Here is a 24,036-nt window from a genome sequence, read left to right as displayed (position 1 = left end):
GTCCCCGTCCAGATGGCGACCATCCATCAGGAAAGCCGGTTCGACGGCGATGCGCGCACACCATACCAATGGGCGCTCGGCGTGATTCCGATGGGCCGGCAAAGCTCGGCCTATGGCTATTCGCAGGCGCTCGACGGCACATGGGACCATTACAAGCGCGACACCGGGCGGCGCGGCGCCAAGCGCGACCGCATCAAGGATGCAACCGATTTCATGGGCTGGTACATGGACCAGTCGAACAAGCGGCTGGGCATTTCGCTTTCCGACGCCCGTCGTCAGTACCTTGCCTATCACGAGGGCTGGAACGGCTATTCCCGCGGCTCGTACAAGGCCAAGAACTGGCTGGTCGGGGTTTCGGAACGGGTCGAGGAACGGGCGATCATCTATGATCGTCAGCTCAGGACCTGCGGCAAGCGCTGAGGCCGGGAAAGCGGGCGCCCGGAGCCGGCGGGGCAACGCAGGCGCGCCCGGTACGAAGGAGACCGCTCAGCGGCGCTTGATTTCCTGCTGGATGCTGAACAGGCCGGCGCCCAAATCGCCGCCCTTCTTCAATTCGCCCAGAACCACCGTCGTCCGCTCGCCGGCGCTGTCGGTAACGACCCACTGGCGCAGTTCGACCGGGTTGTCGGAAAAGACCAGGCGGATATTGCCGTATTCGGGGTGTTCGGGGTCCTGTGCCACGACGAATGTCCTGGGCCCGTCGCTGCCATGGCCGGTAACCATGTCGCTGCGGGTCAGATCGACCGATTTCTGCAGGATGATCCCCAGCGGCGTCTGGCGCAGCGGAAACTGCTCGGGCGCTGTATTCGACTTGGAATCAAAGATCGCCACCGTCCCGCCGCCGGCGACCACAAGGCTCCGGTCGGGCGGATTGTATTCGAAGCGGATGCGCCCCGGGCGCTTGATATAGATATTCCCGGTCGAGATCGTGCCGTCGGCGTTGATCTGGGTGAATTCGCCCGTCGCAGTCTGAAACGAGTTCATGTAGCTGGAAAGCGCGGCAAGCGATATCCCGGCCGCCGGCGCGGGCAGGACGGAAACGGCGACAAGGGCAGCCGAAAGGAAAATGCGAAGCGGTTTCATGCCGTCAATCTAGGCAGGAACGGGGCGCTCTGCACCTGTCATTTGTTCACGAGGCGGAGAGCCGCCGAACCGTCCGGCGGCCCTCCGGCTATTGCTGTTCGGGCACCAGGATCTCGCGCTTGCCGACATGGTTCGAGGCGCTGACCAGTCCCTCTTCCTCCATCTGCTCGACCAGACGCGCCGCCTTGTTGTAGCCGATGGCCAGCTTGCGCTGGATATAGCTGGTTGAACACTTGCGGTCCTTGATCACGATGGCGACCGCCTGATCGTAGAGCGCATCCTCGCCATCGGTGTTGCCGCCGAGCCCGAGCACCAGGTCGATATCGCCGCCCTTGTCCTCGTCCGGACCTTCGAGCACGCCGCCGACATATTCGGGCGGGCCGAGTTCCTTGAGGTGGTTGACGATCTCCTCGACCTCCTCGTCGGAGACGAAGGGGCCGTGCACGCGGGTGATCCGCCCGCCGCCGGCCATGTAGAGCATGTCGCCCATGCCAAGAAGCTGCTCGGCGCCCATCTCGCCCAGGATCGTGCGGCTGTCGACCTTGGAAGTGACCTGAAACGAAATCCGCGTCGGGAAGTTGGCCTTGATCGTGCCGGTGATGACATCGACCGAAGGGCGCTGCGTCGCCATGATGATATGGATGCCCGAGGCGCGCGCCATCTGCGCCAGCCGCTGGATGCAGGCCTCGATCTCCTTGCCGGCGACCATCATCAGGTCCGCCATCTCGTCAACGACGACGACGATGAAGGGCAGAAGTTCGGGGGCGAATTCGTCGGTCTCGAACACCGGTTCGCCGGTCTCGTCGTCGAAACCGGTCTGCACGGTACGGCTGAACATCTCGTCCCTGTCCAGCGCCTCGCGCACGCGGCCGTTGTAGCCCTCGATGTTGCGCACGCCCATCTTGGACATCTTGCGATAGCGGTCCTCCATCTCGCCCACGACCCATTTCAGGGCGACAACCGCCTTCTTGGGGTCGGTCACCACCGGCGAGAGCAGATGCGGAATGCCGTCATAGACCGAAAGCTCCAGCATCTTGGGGTCGATCATGATCATCCGGCATTCCTCGGGCGACAGCCGGTAGAGCAGCGAGACGATCATCGTGTTGATGGCAACGGATTTGCCCGAGCCGGTTGTCCCCGCGATCAGCAGGTGGGGCATCTTGGCGAGATTCGCCACGACCGGCGCGCCGCCGATATCCTTGCCCAGCGCCAGCGGCAGCCGGTGGCCGGCATCGCCGAATTCGCGCGCCGACAGGATCTCGCGCAGCACCACCTTCTCGCGGTTGGCATTGGGCAGTTCGATGCCGATCACCGACCGGCCCGGCACAGTCGAAACCCGGGCGGCGAGCGCCGACATCGAGCGGGCGATATCGTCGGCCAGCCCGATTACCCGGCTCGCCTTGAGGCCCGGCGCCGGTTCAAGCTCGTACATGGTGACGACCGGACCGGGACGGACGGAAACGATCTCGCCCTTGACGCCATAATCGTCGAGCACATTTTCCAGCATGCGGGCGTTCTCCTCCAGCGCCTCGTCCGACAGGACATGGCGCTGGATCGTCGCCGGGTTGGACAGAAGCGACAGCGGCGGCGCCTCGTAGACCATCGGTTCGGAAGGCTCCAGCGCCAGCGCCGGCTGCGCCTCGGCCCGTGCCTGACGCGATGGCTGAACGGGCTTGCGCACCGGATGCTGAACGACACCGCGCGGCTCCTCGCCCGAAATACCGGCGCGCGGCTGGATGCTCGGGGTGATCTGTGGCCCCGCCTGTCCGGAAGGCATCACGGGAAGGTCATCGTCCGCATCGAAGTCCATCCCGTACTCCTGATCCGTGGCAACCGGGCGGGAGGGCGACACCATATCGGCCCTGTCGATGCCCGCCGCGTCGCCGATTTCCGCCATCGGCGCCGGCGGCACGGCACCCGGCACGTTCAGGATCAGCGGGTTGGGCTTGCGGGAGCGCACCACGGGCGGTTCGGCCCGCCCGACCGAGGGCACGACACGCGCACCGCCGGCGCGGGCGCGCAACCGTATCGCATCGGTGATACGGGCGCGGATGCGATCCTGATCGGGGGTTTCCAGGCCCTCCACATCACCGGAAAGCACCGGCTCGACAAGTTCGGGCTCCGGCGGGCGGCGGACAAGCGTCGACACGGCTGCCAGAAGTCCACCCGGAGCGGCGGGCTGCGGGGTATCATCATCATCGAGAAGATCGGGGTCGTCGTCTTCCGGCGCGCCTGCGTCGCCAGTCACCGCCTCCCGGCGGTCCCGGCGCGCGGCGGCGCTGCGCACGCCCGAAACCGCACCCGAAACGCCGCGCCCGAGCAACCGCATCAGTCCGTCGTAAAGCAGCACCAGCCCGATCAGAAGAAACCGCCCCACCCGACCAAGCTCCGACAGGGTGAAGCCGCTGGCAAACAGCAGCACACCGATCGCCGCCAGCAACACCGGCAGGGCGAGAATCCGCACCCCGAAGCTGGCAGGAAGCGGCAGCAGATTGAGCGTGGCGCCCAGCACCGTATCGCCGAAAAGCCCGCCCAGACCAAAGCTGTGCCCCCAGTCCGCGCCGGGCACCAGGGTCGAGGCATAGATCGCCGCAAGCGCCAGCGCGATGGGCGCGAAGATCAGCCGCGACATGGCACGCTCCGCCCCCTCGTTGAACAGCAGCCGCACGCCCCAGACCGCCACGACCGCCGCAATGCTCCAGCCGGCAAGCCCGACGACGATCACCAGCGGCGCCGCGACCGAAGCGCCGAACGCCCCGAAAGCGTTGCTGATCGGCGCATCGGTCGCCGAGAAGAACGACGGATCCTGCGGTGAATAGGTGGCGAGCATGACGGCAATCGCGATGGCCAGTCCAACCATCGCCAGGCCGATCAGTTCCCTGCCCCGCCGTTCCAGCGCCTCCTGCATGGAACTGTCGAGAAGGGGGTCGCGCTGTCGTGTCTGATAGGTCATGGGATCTTGCCGTCCTTCAATTACTTGACATCGAGGCAGTCGCGCAGCCTGCACAACCCGCGCTGCAACTCGTCCAAATCTGCCACCATGGCGACGCGAACATAGCCTTTACCGGGGTTTTCGCCGCCCGCCGACCTGCCCAGATAGGCGCCCGGCAGAACCCGCACGCCCGCCTTTTCGTATGCCCGGAGCGCCGCCGCCTCGCCATCGGCAACCGGAAGCCAGAGGAAAAATCCGCCCTCGGGCCCGCGATATCCCGGCAGATCGGCGAATATCCCGTCGGCCAGGCGATATTTTTGCCGATAGAGCGCCAGCGACGCGCGCACGTGATCCTCGTCCGACCACGCCTGTTCGGCAACCCGCTGAAGCGGCAGCGGCAGCGGCGCACCGGCATAGGCGCGCAGCTTGCGGATGCGTGCGCTACATTCCGGCCCCGAGGCAACGAACCCCGAGCGCAACCCTGGCAGGTTCGACCGCTTCGACAGCGAATGAAAGATCACCACCCGCTCCGGATCGGCACCAACCTCCTGCGCCACTTCCAGCGCGCCGGGCGGCGGGGTGTCGCGGTGGATTTCGGAATAGCATTCATCGGCAAAGACGTGGAAATCGTGCCGTTCTGCCAGCTCCAGCAGCGTTTTCCAGTAGGTCCCGTCGGCAACCGCGCCCTGCGGATTCGACGGCGAACAGACAAAGGCGATCGCCGTCCGCTCCAGCACCTCTGCCGGCAGGGCGGCGTAGTCGGGCAGGAACCCGGTCGCAGCGGTTGCCGGAACGTAGACCGGTTCGGCCTGCACGGCCAGCGCCGCGACCGCATAGACCTGATAGAACGGATTGGGCACCAGAACGACCGGCTGCCGCCCGTTCTTCCGTTCCGGGCAGAGCGCGACCACGGCGTTGAACAGCCCCTCGCGCGTGCCGTTCAGCGCCATGACCTGCGTTGCGGGGTCAACCGTGACGCCATAGCGCCGCGACAGCCAGCCGCCAATGGCGCCAAGCAGTTCCGGCGTGCCGTCGTTGGGCGGATACCTGGCAAAACCCGCAACATTCCGCGCCAGAATTTTGCCCACGAAGTCCGGCATCAGGTGGCGCGGCTCTCCGATGGTCATGTCGATGACCTCTCCGCCCGGCGCGGAGCCGGACAGAAGCTTCCGCAGGCGCGGAAACGCATAATCAGGAAGGTCGGAAAACCTCTCGGGGAACGTCATGCGCTCGCTGCTCTACCAATGCCTCGATACGGGGTCGTTTCGCCCCGTTTGCGAACAGCTTAGCCGCAACTGGCGCGTCGCGTCCAGAAAATGTCAGCGATGCGCCGGGCCTTGTGGCTTTTGAGTCAATGCCGCCTCGGCAGCGGCCCCGACGCGAAGCAGCCGCTCCTCGGCCATCGGCGGCGCCATCAGCATCAGACCGGCCGACGGAACCCCGGTCGGCAGCGTCAGCGCACAAAGGCCCATCATGTTCCCGATCCGGGTGTTGCGCAGAGTCAGCAGGTTCTCTTCGGCGAAATAGGCGGGATCGGCCCCGAGCCGTGCCGCATCGGGCGGCAGGTTCGGGCAGGTCGGCAGCAGTACCGCATCGTAACCCGCCGTCCGTGCCAGATATTCCGAGCGGAGCGTATCGAGCTTTTGCCAAGCGGCGACATAATCGGGCCCCGAGAAATTCCTGCCGCCCCGGAAGCGTTCCAGAACCGGCGGATACATCCGTTCGGGCCGCGCCTCGATCTCGTCCCGCCAGGTACCGTAGGCTTCGGTCGCGAAGATGACCGGCGCCAGCGCCAGCGCGTCGGGAACGGCCGGGATTGTCGCGGTCTCGATCCGGGCCCCGGCCGCGGCAAGCCGCTCCAGCGCACCCCCAAAGGCAGCGCGCGGCACATCGCGCGCCGCACCGATGGTTTCTTCCGAAAGCGACAGGAAGCGCATGCCGGCAAGCGAGGCACCGGTCAGGTCCACCGGCCTGCCACCTTCGAGAATTGCCAGCATGAGTGCCGCATCCTCGACGCTTCGGCAAAGCGGGCCAACCGTATCGAAACGCGGGCAAAGCGGCACCACACCCCTGAGCGAGAGCCGCCCCGACGTGGTCTTGAGCCCGACAAGATCGTTCCACGCCGATGGCACCCGTACCGAACCGCCGGTATCCGAGCCGACCCCGGCCGCCGCCAGCCCGAAGGCGACCGATGCCGCCGCCCCCGAGGAAGACCCGCCCGGCACCGCCGCCGCGTCGTTGACACAGGGCGGCGTGGCGGTCACCGGGTTCAGCCCCAGCCCCGAAAACGCCAGTTCGGTCATGTGGGTCTTGCCGAGGCAGACCAGCCCGGCGGCGGTGGCGTTACCCAGCACTTCGGCATCCGCAGGCGGTACCCGGCCGGCAAGCAGCAAGCTGCCGGATTCGGTGGCAATGCCGGCGGTATCGAACAGGTCCTTCCAGCTTACCGGCACCCCGTCGAGCGGCGACAGGCGCAGACCCGCCCGAGCGCGCAGGGCTGCGGCCGCAGCCTCGTCCAGCGCGCGCGCGCGCGTGACGCGCGCATAGATTCGCTGGCAATGTACGTGAGTTTCGATGGCGTCGAGATAGCATTCGGCCAATGCAACCGGGTCGATCCTCCCCGCCCCGATTCCACGGCCCAGTTCCGCCGCGCTCATCCCCAGCCAATCGTGCATCGCCGCCTCCGCAATCCGTCCGCCGGCGACGGTAGCGGCAGGGCAGCGCATGGACAATCCCGGCGGCACGGGTATTTCTTGTCGCGATGAAACATGACAGCGACATTCTCATCGTCGGCGGCGGGCTCAACGGGCCCGCGCTGGCGCTTGCCTGTGCCCAGGCGGGCATGCGGTCGACCGTGATCGACAGCCTGAGTGCCGAGACCCGCACCGATGCGGGCTTCGACGGGCGTTCCTACGCGCTCGCGCTCGCCTCGAAGCGACTGCTGGCCGCCATCGGCGTCTGGCCCATGATCGGCGCGCATGCGCAGCCGATCCTGCAAATCGTCACCACCGACGGACGCCCGGGCGAGGGCCCGCTGTGGCCGGTTGCGATGCATTTCGACCAGGGCGAGATGGACGAGGGTCCGATGGGCTTCATCGTCGAAGACCGCTTTCTGCGCCGTGCACTGCTCGAGGCGACCGAATCGAACCCGATGATCGTCCACCGCCCCGGCGAGACCGTGGTGTCGCAGGAGATCGCGGCCGGGGGCGCCGCGGTGACGCTGGCATCCGGCGACAGGCTGACCGGGGCGCTTGTGGTCGGCGCCGACGGGCGCAGAAGTGGCGTCGGCCTGCGGGCCGGCATCCGGCGGACCGGCTGGGATTACGGCCAGACCGCGCTGGTCTGCGCAGTCGAGCATGAGTTGCCGCATGACGGTGTTGCGCATCAGTTCTTCATGCCGCATGGGCCGCTGGCGATCCTGCCACTGCCGGGCAACCGAAGCTCCATAGTCTGGGCGGAAGAGCCGGAAACGGCGCGGTATATCGCCGGGCTCGACGATGCGGGTTTCATCGAGGCCCTGCGTCCGCGCTTCGGCGATTTTCTCGGTACGATCGCGCTGGCCGGCAAGCGCTTTGCCTACCCGCTCAACCTGACCATGGCCAACCGGACTGTGATGGAGCGGCTGGTGCTGATCGGCGATGCCGCGCAGGGCGTGCATCCGATCGCCGGTCAGGGCTTCAACCAGGGGCTGGCCGACGTGGGCACGCTGACCCAGGTGCTGGCCGATGCGCGCCGGCGGGGCGAGGATATCGGCTCGCTCATCGTGCTCGAACGTCACCGGCAATGGCGCAGCTTCGATCGCGCCACGCTCGCGCTGGCAATGGACGGGGTGAACCGGCTGTTTTCAAACGACAACCCACTGCTGCGCTTCACCCGCGACCTCGGCATGGGGCTGGTCGACGGCATGCCGGGCCTGCGCCGGCGTTTCGTCGCCGAGGCGGCCGGCCTGACCGGAGATCTGCCGAATCTGCTGAAGGGCCGGCCAGCCTGAAGCAGCCGCGCGCCCATGCCAACGGCCATAGGGCGTGACTGTCGGCAATGCGGGACAAAGCTGCCGTTCGGACGGGAGCGCAAGCCGCACCAGCGCATGGCCGTGGACAGGCGCTCCTGACGGTAGAACGAAGCGCTTTATGCCAGCCACATCCGCCCGCAATATGAACGTTGTACGGTCGTCACCAAAGCGCCTGGCCGCGGGAACGGCCATGCGCTGGCGCGGCGGCCTGCGGCCTTGTTCCGCGCCCGGGTGTCTTGCTCTGCCAGAACAGGAAGGGCTCGATACTGTCATCCGGCGGCGAATATCGGGCACTCTTCAAGAAAGCTGGTATCAGTCTATCTTGCGCGCCTCGTCCTCGAGCATGATCGGAATGCCGTTGCGGATCGGAAAGGCCAGCCCCGCCGCGCGCGAGATCAGTTCCTGACGCACCGGATCGTAGACCAGCGCCCCGCCGGTGCGCGGACAGACCAGCGCTTCGAGCATCCTGCGCTCGTGCAGGGGCGGCGAGGGGGCTGGATCGGCCGCATCGGTCACTGCATCACCTCGGGTCCGGCATCGCCCGCCTTCAGGGCATAGGCGATCAGCGTCTCCAGCGTCTCGCGCCGGTCGGACAGCGTCGGGGCTTCGAGCAGCGCCTGCTTGTCCTCGACCCCCAGCGGCAACAGCATCGACAGCGAGTTGATCAGCAACTCGTCGTCGGCTTCCCTGATGCTGTCCCAGTCGGTGGCAAGCGCCCGCGCCTCGAAGAAGCGCGACAGCAGCGCAAGGAACCGCTCGCGGTCGAAATCCGGATCGCGCCCGGCCCCGCCCGGATCCTGCGCGAAATCGCTCCAGTCGACCTGCGCCCGGATATAGGGCGTGAAGCCGTCGACCTCAGCGCGGATGCGAAACCGCGAGATCCCGGCCAGCGTGATCATGTAGCGTCCGTCTTCGGTCTCGGAAAACGCGGTGAGCCGCCCGGCGCAGCCCACCGTTTGCAGGTGCACAGCCCCGGTCTCGCCGCCTTCGCGCGGCTGGACCATGCCGATCAGGCGGTGGCTGGTCTTCATCGTATCGTCCAGCATCGCCAGATAGCGCGGCTCGAAGATGTGCAGCGGCAGTTGCGAGCGCGGCAGCAGAAGCGCGCCGGGCAAGGGGAAGACGGGAATTATCTCGGGCAGATCGGACAAGGCGAACATGTCACCAGCCTACCGCGAACGCGCCGTCAGGCAAAGATCATAGAGCTTAGCTTGCGGCGGCCGTTCAGAACCACCGGATCGGTCGGCTTGAGCGCGTCGAATATGGTGAAAAGCTGGGTTTTCGCTGCGCCGTCGTTCCACTCGCGGTCGCGCCGGAACACCTCCAGCAGTTCCGCAACGGCACCCTCGGCATCGCCGCCGGCATAAAGCGCCCGGGCCAGATCGAAGCGCGCCTGAAGATCGCCCGGATCGGCCTCGACCGCGGCACGCAATTCGCCGACCGGGCCGGCATCGGCCGCCTGACGGGCCAGTTCGATCTGGGCGCGGGCGGCTTCGATTTCGGGCGCCGAGGCGATTTCGGCCGGTGCCGCATCGAGCAGCGCGGCGGCCTTGTCGGCCTCGCCCGCCGCCAGGTTCGCCCGCACCAGCCCGCCATAGGCGGCGGCGTTGTTCGGCTCTTCCCCGAGGATCGCGGCGAAGGTCTGGGCCGCGTCCACCGCCGCGCCCTCTTCCAGCATCTCCTCGGCCGCCGCAATGGCATCGGCCAGCCCGCCATCGCCGGCCAGCGCAACCACCCGGTCGACAAAGGCCTTGACCTCGGACTGGGGCAGCGCACCCTGGAACAGATCGGCGACCTGCCCCTGATAGAAGGCGACAACCGTGGGGATGGATTGCAGCGGCAGACCCTGCTGTGCCAGCATCTGCGCCAGCCGCTGGTCGCGGTCGACGTCGATCTTGACCATGCGCACCTTGCCGCGCGCCTCGGTCACCGCCTTTTCCAGCATCGGGCCGAGGGTGCGGCAGGGGCCACACCACGTTGCCCAGAAATCGACGATCACCGGCACTTCCTTGCTTGCCTCGATCACGTCGGCCATGAAGGTCGCCTCGGAGCCATCCCTGATCAGGTCAGAGGGGGGCCGGGTAGTCTCGCCAAGTCCGAGCATTTGCGTCTCCGTTCAGAAGTTTGTCCCTATATGTGCCGCGCCGGCGCAAACGCCAAGGGGCAGCACCCGCCTGCGCGCCGCTTTCTCAGAGATCGAAGGTCGCGAAGACCGGCGCGTGGTCGGAGGGTTTGTCCCAACCGCGCGCGGTGCGCAGGATACGGCTGGAATGGGCGGCGCCGGCAATATCGGGCGTCGCCCAGACATGATCGAGTCGCCGCCCCTTGTCCGCCGCGTCCCAGTCGGGCGAGCGGTAGGACCACCACGAATAGAGCTGCCCTTCGGGAATGTCTGTCCGCGTCACGTCAACCCAGCCGCCGGCATCCTGCACCCCGGCCAGATGCTCGATCTCTACCGGCGTGTGGCTGACGACACCGAGCAGCGACTTGTGGCTCCACACATCGTCCTCGCGCGGGGCGATGTTCAGATCGCCGACCAGAATCGCCCGCTCGGGTTTTCCGGCATGGAACCAGTCGCGCATGCCGGTCAGATAGTCGAGCTTCTGGCCGAATTTCTCGTTGATCTCGCGGTCGGGTCTGTCGCCGCCCGCCGGCACATAGAAGTTGTGGATCACCACGCCGTTCTCCAGCCGGCCGGCGACGTGCCGCGCCTGCCCCAGCCCGGCGAAATCGCGGTCACCGAGATCCTCGACCGGCTGTTTCGACAGGATCGCCACGCCGTTGTATCCCTTCTGCCCGCGCGCGATCATGTGGCGGTAGCCGAGCCCGGCAAAGACCGCGACGGGCATTTTCTCGACCGGGCTCTTGCATTCCTGAAGGCACAGGATGTCGGGCGCCTCCTCGCGCAGAAGCCGCGCAACCAGATCGGCCCGCAGCCGAACCGAATTGATGTTCCAGGTGGCGATGGTGAAGGGCATTGTCGTCTCCGCGTCAGGTCGCGGGACCCTAGCGGCCCGCCGATGCGGCTACAAACGGAAAAGTCCGCGCCCTGTCCAGCGCTGCGCTCAGCCGCCGGCCTCCGGTTCGACGAGGCGGCGCGCGGCGGATTTCAGCGTGCCGAAACCGGCCTGCCTGGCCGCCGTGTCAATTGCTTCGGCCGCCTGGATCGCCTGAAGCCGGGCTGCGGCAGGCAGCGGAACGGCGCGTGCCCAGATCGCCAGCACATCGGTGTTCAGCGCCAGTGCCAGCGCCGCCCAGAGCAGCACGGCCGCCGCTGCGGCCGTCTGCGTTACCCGCCGGTATTTCACTGTCTCTGCCATGGCCGCCTCAGAACTGGAAGTAGATGAAGGGGGTAACGCCCGCCGGCGCAAGCCCGGCGATGAGGGTAACCGCAACCGCCGCCCCAAGCGCCGCCACCGGCCACGGCAGCGCATCGACAGCCCGCGCCATCCAGTGCGTCAGGCTGGGCAGCAGGTGGACGAAAACGCCATACGCGACCAGCCCGGCGGTAAAGGGGGTCAGAACCTCGGCGGTGCCACCGGTTCTGCGGAAGCCTGCGAGGTAATCCCACAGAAGCGAGATCGATTCGATGCGGAAGATCACGAAGGTCAGCACTACCAGATGGAAGGTGACGAGGAACCCGAGCCAGGCCGGCAGCCGGACCCGGGTTCTTTCCCGCAACCAGCTTTCGACGACCAGAAACGCCCCGTGCAGCGCGCCCCACAGAACGAATGTCCAGGCCGCGCCATGCCACAGCCCGCCCAGAAGCATGGTGATCATCAGGTTCCAGCGGGCGCGCGCCGGGCCGAGCCGGTTCCCGCCCAGCGGAATGTAGAGATAGTCGCGCAGCCATGTCGACAGCGAGATATGCCAGCGGTGCCAGAACTCGCGCATCGAGGTGGCGCGGAACGGTCGGTCGAAGTTGATCGGGATGGCAAAGCCCAGCAAGGCGGACAGCCCGATCGCCATGTCCGAATAGCCGCTGAAATCGCAATATATCTGGATCGTGTAGCCATAGGCGGCGAACAGCAGGTCGAGCGCATTGTACGACGCCGGATCGAAGAACACCTCGTCCACCAGATCGGTCGCAAGGTAATTGGCAACGAACAGCTTCTTGAACAGGCCCGACAGGATCATGACCCCGGCAAAACCGAGCGCGATACGCCGCGGCGGAACGGCGCTGTCGGCAAGCGAACGGATCTGCGGCAGCATGGCGCTGGCCCGGACGATTGGGCCGGCGACAAGCTGTGGAAAGAACGAGATGAAAAGCAGCGTTTCGGACAGCCGGGTCGAGGCGCGCAGATCGCCGCGATAGACATCGACCACATAGGACAGCGCCTGAAAGGTGAAGAAGGAAATGCCCACCGGCAGGATGAATTCCATGAAATAGGGCAATTCGTCGGTACCGAGCCGATAGAGCAGTTCATTCAGGCTGGTGAGGAAGAAATCGAAATACTTGAACGTGCCGAGAACGGTCAGATTGGCGGCAACGGCAAACGTCAGCAGGGCCTTCTTCACCTCTGGTCGGGTGGTGTTCTGCAGTTTCAGCGCCACGAAGTGATTGAAGACGGCGCTGCCGGCCAGCAGTCCGGTGAACCGCCAGTCCCACGCGCCATAGAAGACAAAGCTCGCGGCGATCAGGAAGCCGATGCGCCATCGCGGCGCGTGACGGGACAGCAGGGCATAGGTCGTCAGGACCGCGACGAAGAAGACGGCAAATCCGGACGTGTGAAACAGCATGGCGGCGTCCGGTCAGCGGTTCAGCACCGGAGCGCGGTATCGGGAATGCCCGTCGCCGGCGCCATCTGCTTGAGGATGTAGCAGGTCACGATCTGCTCGCCCGGACCATTGAAGTGAATGCCGTCCTTCTGTCGCGCCACGCGCATCCGCCCGTCAGCATCGGGCAGGGTCCGCGAATAGCTGCCCGCCTCGCCGGCGGTGAAATCCCATATCGGGATGAAGGCAGCCCCCCCCGCCAGCGCCCTGTCGGCATAGATGCGGTTCAGGCGCCGGAGCTTGTCCGAAAATGCCTCGCTGCGGGCGATGGGCATTCCGATCCAGAACACCTCGACCCCCGCCGCGCGCAGCCGTTCCACCGTGCCCGCAACACGCCGGCCATATTCCTCGGCCCATTCCGGACCGGAAAAATCGAGTATCCGGTCGGGCAGGGTCATGTCCTGGGCATCGTTGCCACCCATCGAGACGACCGCGTAATCCACATGGATCGAGGCCAGCCTGCGCTGCAATTCGGCATCCCAGTCGAAGAAATCGTCGCGCGTCAGGCCGGAAGACGGTTTGGTCCAGCATTTGACCGAATATTCCGGCAGATCGGTCAACTGCCGTTTCAGACCCTGGCAATAGCCGGTTGCGATGCTGTCACCGAATACGGCGATCACCCGGGGGGCATCGGCAACGGTATCGGCCCCGGCCGGCCGGTCGACCGGAAAGGCCGCGCTTGCGCTCAGAAACAGGGCGGCGAACAGATATGCCGATTGTCTTGCAATACGGGGCTGCACACCACGCCTCCTGATCTCGCCACTTGAACCCGATACGGCGCCTGTCTTTTTGCAGCGTGCGGCACCTGTCAATAGAAAGGTCGCCTAAGCCCTTAGGATACATGCCAATTGGCACGGGTTTGCACCAGAATACCCGCCGCTGGCGGCGGCGCTTGCGCGGTGGACCGTTATGCCTATGCTGCTACACCTATGCTGCCGCGACCTCGCGCGTTGCCCCGTTCGTTCCCACATGTCATTTCGCCCCGCCCAGCCCCGAAGACCGGAATGCAGATACCGAGCCCGGACATGGCACTCATCCAGCGCGATATCCGGCTGGAAAGCCACGGCGACCGGATCGCCGCAACCTTGACCGAACCGGGCGGGCGGGCACGGGCGCGGACAATCGTGATGCTGCACGGCCATACCGGGACCAGAGCGGAATTTCCGGTCGCCGGATCGGAGGAACGCTTTTTCGAACTGGCCGCCCGCCGCTTCGCCGAAGCCGGCCATGCGGCGCTCCGGTTCGATTTTCGCGGCTCGGGCGAAAGCTGCGGACGCTGGCGCGACACGACCTTCGACGGTCAGGCCGGCGACGTGCTTGCCGTACTTGCGGCGCTTCGCCGCAGATCGGACCCCCATCGCCCGGCGCCGGTTCTGCTCGGCTTCAGCCAGGGCGGGCTGGTCGCACTGCGCGCACTCGCCCGCGGCGCCAGTGCCGTGGCGGCGGTGCTGTGGAATCCGGTACTGGATCCGCGTCAGACCTATGCGGGCATCTATGGCGAAGCTGCGGTCTTGCGGGGCATTGCGCAGTCGCGGGCGGGGGATGACACGACGCAGGTCGGGAAAACCGGCCTCAATGCCGGGTTCTTCCGCCAGATCGCACGCATCGACCCGATAGCCGATGCCACCCGTTTTCCCGGCCCCCTGATGATCGTCAGCGGAACCCGGGACCGGACGGCGGCGGATGGCCCGCAACTGGCGGAAAAAGTCGGGGGCGCCCGAAGCGCCCCGACGACATGCGTTCTGAAAATGGACACCGATCACGTCTTCGACGCAGGCAATGGTCCTGCAACCGTCGAAACCGTCATCGAACATACCCTGCGATTCATCCGAAACCTGAAATAAGGCCATCCGGTTGCGGTGCCGGCACTCTCCGACACCGCAACAGGCAGGGAGAAACTGGTGAAACGCAACTGGTACATTCGCAGCGCAACGCTGCACCACACACCGTACTCGATAACCGTCGGCAACTGGCGTACCAAATCACGCGCAAGCACTGACGCGGCCGCAATTGCCGCACACACCGCATCTCACATCCCCCGCTTCGGACGCCGGCAAAAATCTGCCGGAGGTCCCCTGAAAAACGGCATCTCTACTCGAACCAGTACCGGAACGCATTACCGTGCCGTAAATCGGGCCGCCCTGGGCGGGCGGCCCGGTTCTTCAGGGAGGGTGCTGCGTCAACCATGACGCGATACACAAGCACTGTGGAAATACTTAGCACAGGCGGCCGCGATAGTTAGGTCAGGAATTCCCTCCCCGCCGGTCGCATGCTCCATAACGGCCCGATCTCCGGTATCCTGTGCGGGAAAACCCGGCACGGCGATACCGCTGGCCGGTGCGCAACCTGACAGGAAAAAAGCCCGGGCATTGCGCCCGGGCCAGTCCAACAGGGAGGATGCCACGCCATGACCCCGACGTGACAAGGGGACTCTGCCACTGCCCACCTTAGCACAACTTGCGGTGGATGAAAGAGTATGGAATACCCCTATGCGACGAGCCGGTATCCACCCGATTCAGTCACCAGAAGCCGCGCGTTCGACGGGTCGGGCTCGATCTTCTGGCGCAGCCGGTAGATGTGGGTCTCCAGCGTATGGGTCGTGACACCGGCATTGTAGCCCCAGACCTCGTGCAGCAGAACATCGCGCGCCACCACGCCCTCGGTCGCCCGGTAGAGGAACTTGAGGATGTTGGTTTCTTTCTCGGTCAGCCGGATCTTGCGATCCTTCTCGTCGATCAGCATCTTCATCGCCGGCTTGAACGTGTAGGGGCCAAGCTGGAAGACGGCATCCTCTGATTGCTCGTGCTGGCGCAACTGGGCACGGACACGGGCCAGAAGCACCGGGAACTTGAACGGCTTGGTCACGTAATCGTTGGCGCCCGCGTCGAGGCCGAGGATCGTATCGGCATCGCTGTCGTGACCGGTCAGCATCAGCACGGGGCATTTCACCCCCTGCTTGCGCATCAGCCGGCACAGTTCGCGACCGTCCGTGTCAGGCAGCCCGACATCGAGGATGAGAAGGTCGTAATGCCCTTCGCGCAGTTTCTCCATCGCCTCGGCGCCGCTCGCCGCCTCGAAGACGTCGAAATCCTCGGTCATTACCAGTTGTTCGCTCAGCGCCTCGCGCAGGTCGTCATCGTCATCGACCAGAAGGATCTTCTTCAGGTTTGCCATGAAAAACTCCTCGCTCGTTTTGCCGCAGATGTGCGTTTGGCACGGTTGCGGCAAGAAATGCTGCAAGCGATCACGGCGATGTGTGGCCGGACCGCAAATTGTTTCAGCTTTTCGCGCCGGCAGTTACATGTTAGCTGCTTCACCCGCCGTTTTCGTGCAAGGGAACGCCGATGCCCCTGTCCCTGACCCCGGCCGAACGCCGCGCCCGCGCCCGGGCCGATCTGCGCATGGGGGTACCCGTCTGTATCGCCGGCTCCGGCCAGGCGGCGCTGATCGCCGCCATCGAAAGCCTGCGCCCGGCGCGGTTCCGCGAACTCGCCGGGGATGGCGGCGCCGTTCTGGCAATCACCGCGCGCCGGGCCGGCACGCTCAAGGTGCCCGCCTATGACGGCGATCTTGCCCGAATGGAACTCCCCGTCGGTGCAACGCTCGAATGGGCGCAGGCGGTCGCCGACCCTGCCGGCGATCTGTCGTCGCCCATGAAGGGGCCGTTCGCGACAGCGCGGGGCGGGCCGGCCGACCTTCATCGTGCCGGTATCGCGCTGGCCAAGGAAGCGCGTCTGCTGCCGGCGGTTCTTGTGCGCGGCCTCGGCGCCACCGCCGAGGCCCGGGCGCTGGGCCTGACCGTTCTCGACCTTGCCACCGACGGCACGCCGGATGATGCCGCGCACCTGGACGAGGTGGTTTCGGCCCGCCTGCCCATGGCGCTTGCCGGGGCCGGGCGTCTGCATGTCTTTCGCCCCGATGACGGTGGTGAAGAGCATTATGCCATCGAGATCGGCCAGCCCGGCCGCGCCGCGCCGGTACTGGCCCGGCTCCATTCGGCCTGTTTCACCGGCGACGTTCTGGGTTCGCGCAAGTGCGACTGCGGCGCGCAACTGCACAATGCGCTGGAAGCGATGGGCCGCGAGGGTGCGGGCGTGCTGCTCTATCTGAATCAGGAGGGGCGCGGCATCGGGCTGGCCAACAAGATGCGCGCCTATCGCCTGCAGGACGAGGGATTCGACACGGTCGAGGCCAACCACCGGCTGGGGTTCGAGGATGACGAGCGGGATTTCCGCATCGGCGCGGCGCTGCTGCGGGCGATGGGCTTCGCCTCGGTTCGCCTGATGACCAACAACCCGGCCAAGATCGAGATGATGCGCGCCCAGGGCATCGAGGTTGCCGAACGCGTGCCGCTCAGGGTCGCGCGGACCGACGAGAATGCCGCCTATCTTGCCGCCAAAGCGGCCAAATCGGGGCATCTGCTGTGACACCCGCAGATCTGGTGCTGACGCCGCGCGGCGTGCGCTTTTGCAGCCGCCTCTTTCCCGCCGCCATCGGCCGAAGCGGGCTGGCCCGCGACAAGCGCGAGGGCGACGGGGCGACGCCGCGCGGAACGCACCGCATTACCGGCATGTTCTATCGCCCCGACCGGCTGCCGGCACCGGCCCCCTGGGCAGTGCCCGTCGGCCCGCACGACCTCTGGTCGGACGACCCGGCCGATCCGGCCTATAATCACCATGTACGCACGCCGCACGGTTTCGGCCACGAACGCCTGCGCCGGGCCGATCCGCTTTACGACATTGTCCTGACGACCAACTGGAACTGGCCCGGTGCCGTACCCGGGCGCGGCTCGGCGATATTCCTGCATGTCTGGCGCCGGCCGCGCCACCCGACCGAGGGTTGCATCGCCTTCCGGCGCGACCATCTGCTGTGGATCGCCGGCCGGATTGCCCCGGGAACGCGCGTTATCGTTGGCTGAGCCGGGTCAGAGGTTGTCCTCGACGCGAAAGCCCCCGGGGATCGCGTCCCGGCCGTCAAGTATCAGCGCCGCCATAACCTCGGCCACCTTCGGCGCCATTCCGAAGCCGATCTTGAACCCGCCATTGGCAACAAAATGCCCCGGCCGGCCAGGCCACCCGCCCAGCATCGGCGCCCGGCTGCGCGCGCGCGGGCGCAGGCCGGCCCAGCGGGCGATGACGGGGGCATCGGCCAGCGCGGGGCAGGCAGCGCGGGCCCGGGCGACAACCGCGTCGATCTGCGCGTCGGTACTGTCGGGCGCGTCGAATTCGCGTTCGGTCGTCGAGCCGATGGCGACAGTTCCGTCGACATGCGGAACCGCATGTACCGAATCGGCCAGATACTGCGGCGCGTCGGCGCGGTCCAGCCCGAGCAACGCGGCCTGCCCCTTGACCGGCGCACCGACATTGCGGCCGAGCGCTGCCCCCAGGTCGGCCAGCCCCTGCCAGCCCGTGGCCCACAGGACGGGCCCGCTTTCCGGCGCCTCGCCGATAACGATCTCGCCGCCCGCACCGGCGATCGCCGCCGCAAGCGCCGCCCCCGCACGGCGCGGATGAAGCCGCGCCGTCAGCGTATCGTGAATCAGCCAGCCGGTCGGCGATACCGGCGCCCAGTCGCCGAACGTGTCGGCCGGCACCACACGCCATTCCGCCCTGCCCTGCCAGAGTGTCGCAGCCCCGGTCGCGCGCTGCCGCGCCCGCTCCAGCCCGGCCGCATCCGGCACCGGCTGGAGCCGCCCGCTGCGCAGGTAACCGGGGTCGATCCCCGAGGCCGCCTGAACCCCGGCCCAGAAATCCGCCGCCATGATCAGGCTTTCGAACTGGAACTGCTTCTTCGCGTTCCAGTTTTCGGGCACATGGGGGGCAAGCGCCCCGACCAGCCCGCCCGACGACCCGGCGCCGATTCCGGCCGTCTCGATCACGCGCACCCGCGCGCCCCGGCGGGTCATCTCCCAGGCGCAGGCGAGCCCGAATATCCCCGCACCGCGAACTGTCACGTCGATCCTTGCCAAGTTTCGCCCTCTCGATCATGCTCCGCGCGTTCGGGGAAAGGGTTAGAACAAGTGGCAGGCGTGGGCCAGAGCGACATGCTGATCTGGCGCGACGGAGCGGTGCCGGTTTCGGTGCGCTTCGACGATCCGTATTATTCGCTCGACGACGGGCTGGCGGAGACCCGGCATGTCTTTCTGGACGGCAACGATCTGCCGGCGCGGCTCGTTCCCGGCTTTCACGTCGCCGAACTGGGTGTCGGTACCGGGCTGAACCTGCTGGCGCTGGCGGCCTGTGCCGGAACCGCCGGGATTGCGCCGATCCGCTATACCGGGTTCGAGGCTTTCCCGCTGGCGCGCGACGATCTGAGCCGCGCGCTGGCGCCTTTCGGCTCGCTTCGCTCGCTCGCGGAGGAATTCCTGGAAATCTGGAACCCGCGCGGGTTTCGCGGCCACATCGGCCCGATCGAGGCGGAAATGCACGTGGGCGACGCGCGCACCACCCTGCCCGCGTGGGACGGGCTGGCCGACGCCTGGTTTCTCGACGGGTTCGCCCCGGCGAAGAATCCCGAATTGTGGGAGCCCGGCCTGCTCGCCGCAGTGGCCCGGCACACGGCGCCGGGGGGCAGCTTTGCCACCTATACCGCCGCGGGTGCGGTACGCCGCGCGTTGGCCGGGGCGGGCTTTGCCGTCACCCGCCGCCCCGGCTACGGACGCAAGCGACACATGAGCATCGGGCGATCATGACAGCGCTCCAGAACAACCGGCTCGGCATCCTGCTGATGGTCGCCACCACTTTCGTCTTCGCCGTGCAGGACGGGCTCTCGCGCCATCTTGCCGGCGAATACAACGTCTTCATGGTGGTGATGGTCCGCTACTGGTTCTTCGCCGCCTTCGTGATGAGCGTCACCGCCCGCCACGCCGGTAGCCTGCGGGCAGCCGCAGCCACCGCACAGCCCGGGTTGCAGGCACTGCGCGGGCTGCTTCTGGCGGCGGAGATCTGCGTCGTGGTAACCGGCTTCGTCCGCCTCGGGCTGGTCGAGAGCCACGCCGTCTTTGCCAGCTATCCGCTGATCGCCGCCGCGCTCTCCGGGCCGGTGCTGCACGAACGGGTCGGCTGGATGCGCTGGAGCGCGATCCTCGTCGGTTTCATCGGCATCCTGGTGATCCTCAGGCCGGGCGCGCATGTCTTTTCGCCCGACGCGCTGATACCGCTGGTCGGCGCGACGATGTTCGCGCTCTACGGGTTGCTGACGCGCTATGTGGCACGCCGCGACAGCGCCGCCTCCAGCTTCTTCTGGACCGGCACGATGGGCGCGGTCTTCATGACGGCGGTCGGCATCTGGCACTGGCAGCCGATGAGCGGCGGGGACTGGGGCTGGATGGCGCTGCTCTGCGTGACCGGGGTGTTCGGCCACTGGCTGCTGATCCGCTGCTACGAGGTCGCCGAGGTCAGCGCGGTGCAGCCCTTTGCCTATCTGCAACTGGTCTTCGCCTCGACCATCGGCGTGACGGTCTTTCACGAAACGCTGGAGCCGCAGGTCGTCGCGGGCGGGGCCATCGTGGTGCTGGCGGGGCTGTTCACCCTGTGGCGCGAATCGCGCCTCGGGTAGCGGCGGATCAACCGTCCTTCAGGAAGCGCAGGAACTCGACCGGTCCGGTCTTGCCGCTGAGCCGCGCGCGATAGACGATGACCGATTCCGACACGCGCTGCACGTAGTCCCGGGTCTCGCGGAAGGGGATATGCTCGATCCAGTCGATCACGTCGACATCGGGCGCGCGCGGATCCCCGTAACGCGACGTCCAGTCGAGCGATCTGCCGGGGCCGGCGTTGTAACCAACGGTAACCAGCACCGGCGCCCGGCCGAAGGCCTCGAACAGACCGGCGAGATAGGCCGTGCCGACGGTCACGTTATAGGCCGGCTGCTCGGTCAGCCCGTCGCGGTCATAGGGAATGCGCAGGTCGGCCGATACGTCGCGCGCCGTGCCCGGCATCAGTTGCATCAGCCCGCGCGCGCCGGCCGGGCTGACCACCACCGGGTCGAACTCGCTTTCGCGGCGGGCGATGGCCAGCGCCCATTCCCTGGGGACCGGCAGATCGCGGTTCATGTACCCGCTCAGCGGAAAATACGCCGCCGGCAGGACGATCCCGTCATAGGCGGCGCGCTTGGCGATCATCAGCGCGATATGTTCCTCGCCCATGTCCAGCACCTCCTGCGCCAGCGTCCCGCCGGTGCCGCGGTCCTTGCCCTCGACCAGATGCGTCAGGAAGCGCTCGGCCTCCCACGGGTTACCCGCTTCGAGCAGCAGCCGCGCCGCGGCCAGCACCGAACTGTCCGCCAGCGTACTATCCTTCAACTCGGGGAAAACCTCGGTTCCCGTCAGGGCGGGATCAAGCGGAACGCCGGCGGCCTCGGCCGCGAGCAGCCCGTAAAAGGCAGTCTGGTAGTCGGCTCCGCGCCGATAGGCGGTTATCGCCTGGTCGGGCTCGGCCAGTGCGTCGAAGGCGCGCCCCTGCCAGTAATACATCCGGCTCAGGCTGATCGGCGTGGCGACGATGGATTCACCCTGCTGGAAATGGAACAGAGCCAGTTCGGCATCGCGGAGATATTTCAGCGCCAGATAACCGGCCAGCCATTCGAGATCGGAATAGGGCCATTCCTGCGCCAGGAAATGCCGGCTGGCCAGCGCATAGGCATCCGCAGCCTTGCCGTCGCGCATCAGCTGGCGCGCATAGATCCGACGCTGCTCGGCCCACATCTCTGGCCGGCCGAGGCTTTCGGGGCTGTTCGAGCGCTCCAGCATCAGGGCGATTGCCTCGTCCGACCGCCCCTTGCGGACGCGCCACTGGAACCGCTCGTAGGCCAGGCCCGCATTCTCGCGCAGATCCTGCGGCACCGCCTCGATTCGCGCATCGACGCCGGGCTCCTGTGCGGCAAGCGCCATGCGCGCCTCGGCCAGTTTCTGCCACCCTTCGGGCACTTGCGGCAGAACGCGCCGCGCCGCCGCGCTCGCCCCCTGCCACAGCATCTCGTCCAGCCGGGCGATATCCTGCTCGGCCAGTGTCGGGCCGTAAAGCTCGCGCAGCTTGCCTTCGGTCTCGGCATCCATCGGCAGGCTGCACCAGGCCATCACGGCCAGCGCCTCGGCGTCACCCGAATGGCCAAGCGCCCGGTGCGCCTCGACCAGCCGCAGCGTTCCGTTGCCGGTGGCGGGTTGCCGGCCGGCAAAATAGGCGATCACCTCGGTCGGGTCGGCATCGGTCGGGATCGACCCCTCGCCCCGGTTCAGCAGCAGATCCAGCCCGGGCCAGTCGGGGCGGCGGGCCAGAAAGTCGCGGTAGGCGTCGAACTGGGCCTGACCGCCCTTGCGCAGGCGCATCCATTCGATGATGTCGAGCCCCACCGGGCCGGCCTTGCGCGCCTCGACCTCGGCGGCGCGCCAGTTTTCCTGCCGCATCTGCTCCAGCGCCTGCGCCAGCGCCTCGGCCTGGGGCGATCGTTCCGCCGGTGCTGCAACGGAAAACGAAAGAAAGATCAGCAGGGATAGGAGAAGACGCACGATGCGGGGCCTGTGGGCTTGGGATCCGGCGGGTTCACGCGCAGACTAGTCGCCCGGTGAATGACCGCAACTCACAAACTTGGCAAGCGCCCCCCGGCAATATAGTGTCCGCGCGTTCTGCACTGCAGTCGACTCGGGCCGGATCGCCCGAACAGTGACGCGCCCGGCGGCGCGGGAAACGGAGGTTAGGATGTTCAGTGGCTCAATTCCCGCATTGGTGACCCCGTTCAAGGACGGCAAGGTCGATCATGGCACGCTCGAGGCGCTGGTGGACTGGCAGATCGCCGAGGGCAGCAGTGCCATCGTTCCGGTGGGAACCACCGGCGAAAGCCCGACCCTCAGCCATGCCGAGCACAAGGATGTGGTCGAGCGCGTGGTCAGGGCCGCAGCCGGCCGGGTGCCGGTGATTGCCGGCGCGGGCTCGAACAACACCGCCGAGGGGATCGGCCTGATCCGTCATGCCGAATCGGTGGGTGCCGCCGCTGCGCTGGTCGTCACGCCCTATTACAACAAGCCGACGCAGGACGGGCTCTACGCCCATTTCAGGGCGATGCACGACGCCTGCGACCTGCCGATCGTCATCTACAACATTCCCGGCCGGTCGGTCGTGGACATGACGCCCGAAACGATGGGCCGGCTGGCACAACTGCCGCGCATCGTCGGCGTCAAGGACGCGACGGGAGATGTCACCCGGGTCAGCCGCCAGCGCGAGACCTGCGGCAGGGATTTCATCCAGCTTTCGGGCGAGGATGCCTCGGCGCTCGGCTTCAATGCCCATGGCGGCGTCGGCTGCATCAGCGTGACGGCGAATGTGGCGCCGAAGCTGTGCGCCGAATTCCAGGCTGAAATGAAAAAGGGCGACTATGCGGCGGCGCTCGGCTTTCAGGACCGGTTGATGCCGCTGCACCGGGCGATCTTCTTCGAGCCGGGACTGGCGGGGGCCAAGTTCGGGCTGTCGCTGCTGGACAGATGCTCCGAAGAGGTGCGGCTGCCGCTGGTCGGGCTGACCGACGGCACCAAGGCCGCGATCCGCAACGCCATGGTCTTTGCCGGGATCGACGTCTGATCCCGTGCGGGGCCTTGGCAGTATCCCCCAGAGCGCCTATATCGCCCGGTCATGGCCAAAGCGAAGGACAACCCCAACTACAAGGTGATCGCCGAGAACCGGCGGGCGCGGCACGATTACGCGATCGAGGACGACCTCGAATGCGGCGTCGCGCTCACCGGATCCGAGGTCAAGAGCCTGCGCACCGCCAAGGCCAACATCGCCGAAAGCTATGCCGCGGTCGAGAATGGCGAGCTATGGCTGGTCAACAGCTACATCGCCCCCTACGACCGCGCCATGTTCAGCCACGAGGAGCGCCGCCGCCGCAAGCTGCTGGTAAACCGCAAGGAGCTGTCGCGGCTGTGGACCGAGACCCAGCGCAAGGGCATGACGCTGGTGCCGCTGGTGCTCTCTATCAACCACAAGGGCATCGCCAAGCTGAAGATCGGCATCGCAAAGGGCAAGAAGATCCACGACAAGCGCGCCACCGAGGCCAGACGCGACTGGGACCGGCAGAAGCAGCGCCTGCTCAGGCAGAACGGCTGACCCGCGACCGCGGCGCAGCCGGCGCGGATTGCCTTGCGTGCCCGGCCGTCGCAGACTAGCACTTCCTGACGACGATCCAGCGGGAGGGCGAGATGGAGCCGGACGATCCCAGAACGCTTGTCAGCACCGGATGGCTG

23 protein-coding genes are annotated in these 24,036 nt (G+C 66.8%); 9 read left to right on the top strand and 14 right to left on the bottom strand.

The window, feature by feature from the left end:
• A partial coding sequence (locus ACK5IR_RS11275) for a lytic transglycosylase (RefSeq protein ID WP_416928920.1) occupies nt 1-420 on the top strand: 420 nt, incomplete at its 5' end.
• Nucleotides 421-486: 66 nt separating this feature from the next.
• On the opposite strand, the gene ACK5IR_RS11270 is transcribed toward ACK5IR_RS11275, so the two are convergent.
• The 4 genes from ACK5IR_RS11270 to ACK5IR_RS11255 all read right to left on the bottom strand — a co-directional run bounded on the left by ACK5IR_RS11270 (nt 487) and on the right by ACK5IR_RS11255 (nt 6,690).
• Nucleotides 487-1,083: a LolA family protein gene (locus ACK5IR_RS11270; RefSeq protein WP_416928918.1), complete on the bottom strand. Its 597-nt coding sequence runs from the start codon at nt 1,081-1,083 to the stop codon at nt 487-489.
• A gap of 88 nt (nt 1,084-1,171) precedes the next feature.
• Nucleotides 1,172-4,036 (bottom strand): DNA translocase FtsK 4TM domain-containing protein, encoded by a 2,865-nt coding sequence (locus tag ACK5IR_RS11265; protein WP_416928916.1) that lies wholly within the window; start codon nt 4,034-4,036, stop codon nt 1,172-1,174.
• Between the two features lie 20 nt (nt 4,037-4,056).
• Nucleotides 4,057-5,241 (bottom strand): aminotransferase class I/II-fold pyridoxal phosphate-dependent enzyme, encoded by a 1,185-nt coding sequence (locus tag ACK5IR_RS11260; protein WP_416928914.1) that lies wholly within the window; start codon nt 5,239-5,241, stop codon nt 4,057-4,059.
• 93 nt (nt 5,242-5,334) lie between these two features.
• Nucleotides 5,335-6,690 carry an amidase gene (locus ACK5IR_RS11255; RefSeq protein ID WP_416928912.1) on the bottom strand — a complete coding sequence of 452 codons (1,356 nt, stop codon included), beginning with the start codon at nt 6,688-6,690 and terminating at the stop codon, nt 5,335-5,337.
• An 86-nt stretch (nt 6,691-6,776) separates the two neighbouring features.
• On the opposite strand from ACK5IR_RS11255, the gene ACK5IR_RS11250 reads away from it, so the two are divergent.
• Nucleotides 6,777-8,006 (top strand): UbiH/UbiF/VisC/COQ6 family ubiquinone biosynthesis hydroxylase, encoded by a 1,230-nt coding sequence (locus ACK5IR_RS11250; RefSeq protein WP_416928910.1) that lies wholly within the window; start codon nt 6,777-6,779, stop codon nt 8,004-8,006.
• Nucleotides 8,007-8,339: 333 nt separating this feature from the next.
• Here the strand turns inward: ACK5IR_RS11250 and ACK5IR_RS11245 are convergent, their stop codons facing one another.
• The 7 genes from ACK5IR_RS11245 to ACK5IR_RS11215 form a co-directional block, all read right to left on the bottom strand.
• Nucleotides 8,340-8,492 (bottom strand): Trm112 family protein, encoded by a 153-nt coding sequence (locus ACK5IR_RS11245; protein WP_416928924.1) that lies wholly within the window; start codon nt 8,490-8,492, stop codon nt 8,340-8,342.
• A gap of 47 nt (nt 8,493-8,539) precedes the next feature.
• Entirely contained in the window at nt 8,540-9,187 is a 648-nt protein-coding gene (locus ACK5IR_RS11240; protein WP_416928908.1) for an LON peptidase substrate-binding domain-containing protein, read from the bottom strand.
• Between the two features lie 26 nt (nt 9,188-9,213).
• On the bottom strand, nt 9,214-10,131 hold the full coding sequence (locus ACK5IR_RS11235; RefSeq protein WP_416928906.1) for a tetratricopeptide repeat protein: 918 nt from the start codon (nt 10,129-10,131) through the stop codon (nt 9,214-9,216).
• 85 nt (nt 10,132-10,216) lie between these two features.
• Entirely contained in the window at nt 10,217-11,005 is a 789-nt protein-coding gene (locus tag ACK5IR_RS11230; RefSeq protein ID WP_416928905.1) for an exodeoxyribonuclease III, read from the bottom strand.
• Between the two features lie 87 nt (nt 11,006-11,092).
• The gene (locus tag ACK5IR_RS11225) at nt 11,093-11,347 is read right to left on the bottom strand and encodes a hypothetical protein (RefSeq protein ID WP_416928903.1); all 255 of its coding nucleotides are present in this window, start codon (nt 11,345-11,347) and stop codon (nt 11,093-11,095) included.
• Between the two features lie 7 nt (nt 11,348-11,354).
• Entirely contained in the window at nt 11,355-12,767 is a 1,413-nt protein-coding gene (locus tag ACK5IR_RS11220) for an MBOAT family O-acyltransferase (protein WP_416928901.1), read from the bottom strand.
• 20 nt (nt 12,768-12,787) lie between these two features.
• Nucleotides 12,788-13,543 (bottom strand): DUF459 domain-containing protein, encoded by a 756-nt coding sequence (locus ACK5IR_RS11215; RefSeq protein ID WP_416928899.1) that lies wholly within the window; start codon nt 13,541-13,543, stop codon nt 12,788-12,790.
• 285 nt (nt 13,544-13,828) lie between these two features.
• Between ACK5IR_RS11215 and ACK5IR_RS11210 the strand changes: the two genes are divergently transcribed.
• On the top strand, nt 13,829-14,647 hold the full coding sequence (locus tag ACK5IR_RS11210; RefSeq protein ID WP_416928897.1) for an alpha/beta hydrolase family protein: 819 nt from the start codon (nt 13,829-13,831) through the stop codon (nt 14,645-14,647).
• Between the two features lie 643 nt (nt 14,648-15,290).
• Here ACK5IR_RS11210 and ACK5IR_RS11205 read toward each other — a convergent pair.
• Complete coding sequence (locus tag ACK5IR_RS11205; RefSeq protein ID WP_416928895.1) at nt 15,291-15,977, bottom strand: response regulator transcription factor; 687 nt, start codon at nt 15,975-15,977, stop codon at nt 15,291-15,293.
• 170 nt (nt 15,978-16,147) lie between these two features.
• Between ACK5IR_RS11205 and ribA the strand changes: the two genes are divergently transcribed.
• Together ribA and ACK5IR_RS11195 are read left to right on the top strand one after the other, a co-directional pair.
• Nucleotides 16,148-17,230 (top strand): GTP cyclohydrolase II, encoded by a 1,083-nt coding sequence (ribA, locus tag ACK5IR_RS11200; RefSeq protein WP_416928893.1) that lies wholly within the window; start codon nt 16,148-16,150, stop codon nt 17,228-17,230.
• Nucleotides 17,227-17,721, top strand: a complete 495-nt coding sequence (locus ACK5IR_RS11195; RefSeq protein ID WP_416928891.1) for a L,D-transpeptidase family protein — start codon at nt 17,227-17,229, stop codon at nt 17,719-17,721. The genes ribA and ACK5IR_RS11195 overlap by 4 nt, the downstream gene beginning before the upstream one ends.
• Nucleotides 17,722-17,727: 6 nt before the next feature.
• Here the strand turns inward: ACK5IR_RS11195 and ACK5IR_RS11190 are convergent, their stop codons facing one another.
• Entirely contained in the window at nt 17,728-18,771 is a 1,044-nt protein-coding gene (locus tag ACK5IR_RS11190) for an NAD(P)/FAD-dependent oxidoreductase (protein WP_416928890.1), read from the bottom strand.
• Between the two features lie 75 nt (nt 18,772-18,846).
• On the opposite strand from ACK5IR_RS11190, the gene mnmD reads away from it, so the two are divergent.
• Together mnmD and ACK5IR_RS11180 are read left to right on the top strand one after the other, a co-directional pair.
• Nucleotides 18,847-19,494 (top strand): tRNA (5-methylaminomethyl-2-thiouridine)(34)-methyltransferase MnmD, encoded by a 648-nt coding sequence (gene mnmD, locus ACK5IR_RS11185; protein ID WP_416928922.1) that lies wholly within the window; start codon nt 18,847-18,849, stop codon nt 19,492-19,494.
• A complete protein-coding gene (locus tag ACK5IR_RS11180) occupies nt 19,491-20,360 on the top strand; it encodes a DMT family transporter (protein ID WP_416928888.1) in 870 nt (289 codons plus the stop codon). The genes mnmD and ACK5IR_RS11180 overlap by 4 nt, the downstream gene beginning before the upstream one ends.
• 7 nt (nt 20,361-20,367) lie before the next feature.
• On the opposite strand, the gene ACK5IR_RS11175 is transcribed toward ACK5IR_RS11180, so the two are convergent.
• Nucleotides 20,368-22,308, bottom strand: a complete 1,941-nt coding sequence (locus ACK5IR_RS11175; RefSeq protein ID WP_416928886.1) for a lytic transglycosylase domain-containing protein — start codon at nt 22,306-22,308, stop codon at nt 20,368-20,370.
• Between the two features lie 190 nt (nt 22,309-22,498).
• Here ACK5IR_RS11175 and dapA point away from each other — a divergent pair, with 190 nt between their 5' ends.
• Both dapA and smpB read left to right on the top strand, forming a co-directional pair.
• A complete protein-coding gene (gene dapA / locus ACK5IR_RS11170) occupies nt 22,499-23,374 on the top strand; it encodes a 4-hydroxy-tetrahydrodipicolinate synthase (protein ID WP_416928885.1) in 876 nt (291 codons plus the stop codon).
• A 51-nt stretch (nt 23,375-23,425) separates the two neighbouring features.
• Nucleotides 23,426-23,899 (top strand): SsrA-binding protein SmpB, encoded by a 474-nt coding sequence (smpB, locus tag ACK5IR_RS11165; protein ID WP_416928883.1) that lies wholly within the window; start codon nt 23,426-23,428, stop codon nt 23,897-23,899.
• The last annotated feature ends 137 nt before the right edge of the window (nt 23,900-24,036 follow it).

The sequence above is a fragment of the Tropicimonas sp. genome (genome assembly GCF_047971885.1).
Lineage (GTDB): Bacteria > Pseudomonadota > Alphaproteobacteria > Rhodobacterales > Rhodobacteraceae > Tropicimonas.
The sequence above is the reverse complement of the archived record's forward strand: the minus strand, read 5'-3'. Positions and strand labels throughout refer to the sequence as shown.

What these genes read in the sequence shown, in the direction of transcription:
- ACK5IR_RS11265 (WP_416928916.1), bottom strand. Translation starts at nt 4,036, where the DNA reads ATGACCTATCAGACACGACAGCGCGACCCCCTTCTCGACAGTTCCATG.
- dapA (WP_416928885.1), top strand. Translation starts at nt 22,499, where the DNA reads ATGTTCAGTGGCTCAATTCCCGCATTGGTGACCCCGTTCAAGGACGGC.
- ACK5IR_RS11235 (WP_416928906.1), bottom strand. Translation starts at nt 10,131, where the DNA reads ATGCTCGGACTTGGCGAGACTACCCGGCCCCCCTCTGACCTGATCAGG.
- ACK5IR_RS11240 (WP_416928908.1), bottom strand. Translation starts at nt 9,187, where the DNA reads ATGTTCGCCTTGTCCGATCTGCCCGAGATAATTCCCGTCTTCCCCTTG.
- ACK5IR_RS11180 (WP_416928888.1), top strand. Translation starts at nt 19,491, where the DNA reads ATGACAGCGCTCCAGAACAACCGGCTCGGCATCCTGCTGATGGTCGCC.
- ACK5IR_RS11250 (WP_416928910.1), top strand. Translation starts at nt 6,777, where the DNA reads ATGAAACATGACAGCGACATTCTCATCGTCGGCGGCGGGCTCAACGGG.
- ACK5IR_RS11255 (WP_416928912.1), bottom strand. Translation starts at nt 6,690, where the DNA reads ATGCACGATTGGCTGGGGATGAGCGCGGCGGAACTGGGCCGTGGAATC.
- ACK5IR_RS11230 (WP_416928905.1), bottom strand. Translation starts at nt 11,005, where the DNA reads ATGCCCTTCACCATCGCCACCTGGAACATCAATTCGGTTCGGCTGCGG.
- ACK5IR_RS11225 (WP_416928903.1), bottom strand. Translation starts at nt 11,347, where the DNA reads ATGGCAGAGACAGTGAAATACCGGCGGGTAACGCAGACGGCCGCAGCG.
- ribA (WP_416928893.1), top strand. Translation starts at nt 16,148, where the DNA reads ATGCCCCTGTCCCTGACCCCGGCCGAACGCCGCGCCCGCGCCCGGGCC.
- ACK5IR_RS11210 (WP_416928897.1), top strand. Translation starts at nt 13,829, where the DNA reads ATGGCACTCATCCAGCGCGATATCCGGCTGGAAAGCCACGGCGACCGG.
- smpB (WP_416928883.1), top strand. Translation starts at nt 23,426, where the DNA reads ATGGCCAAAGCGAAGGACAACCCCAACTACAAGGTGATCGCCGAGAAC.
- mnmD (WP_416928922.1), top strand. Translation starts at nt 18,847, where the DNA reads ATGCTGATCTGGCGCGACGGAGCGGTGCCGGTTTCGGTGCGCTTCGAC.
- ACK5IR_RS11245 (WP_416928924.1), bottom strand. Translation starts at nt 8,492, where the DNA reads ATGCTCGAAGCGCTGGTCTGTCCGCGCACCGGCGGGGCGCTGGTCTAC.
- ACK5IR_RS11270 (WP_416928918.1), bottom strand. Translation starts at nt 1,083, where the DNA reads ATGAAACCGCTTCGCATTTTCCTTTCGGCTGCCCTTGTCGCCGTTTCC.
- ACK5IR_RS11260 (WP_416928914.1), bottom strand. Translation starts at nt 5,241, where the DNA reads ATGACGTTCCCCGAGAGGTTTTCCGACCTTCCTGATTATGCGTTTCCG.
- ACK5IR_RS11220 (WP_416928901.1), bottom strand. Translation starts at nt 12,767, where the DNA reads ATGCTGTTTCACACGTCCGGATTTGCCGTCTTCTTCGTCGCGGTCCTG.
- ACK5IR_RS11205 (WP_416928895.1), bottom strand. Translation starts at nt 15,977, where the DNA reads ATGGCAAACCTGAAGAAGATCCTTCTGGTCGATGACGATGACGACCTG.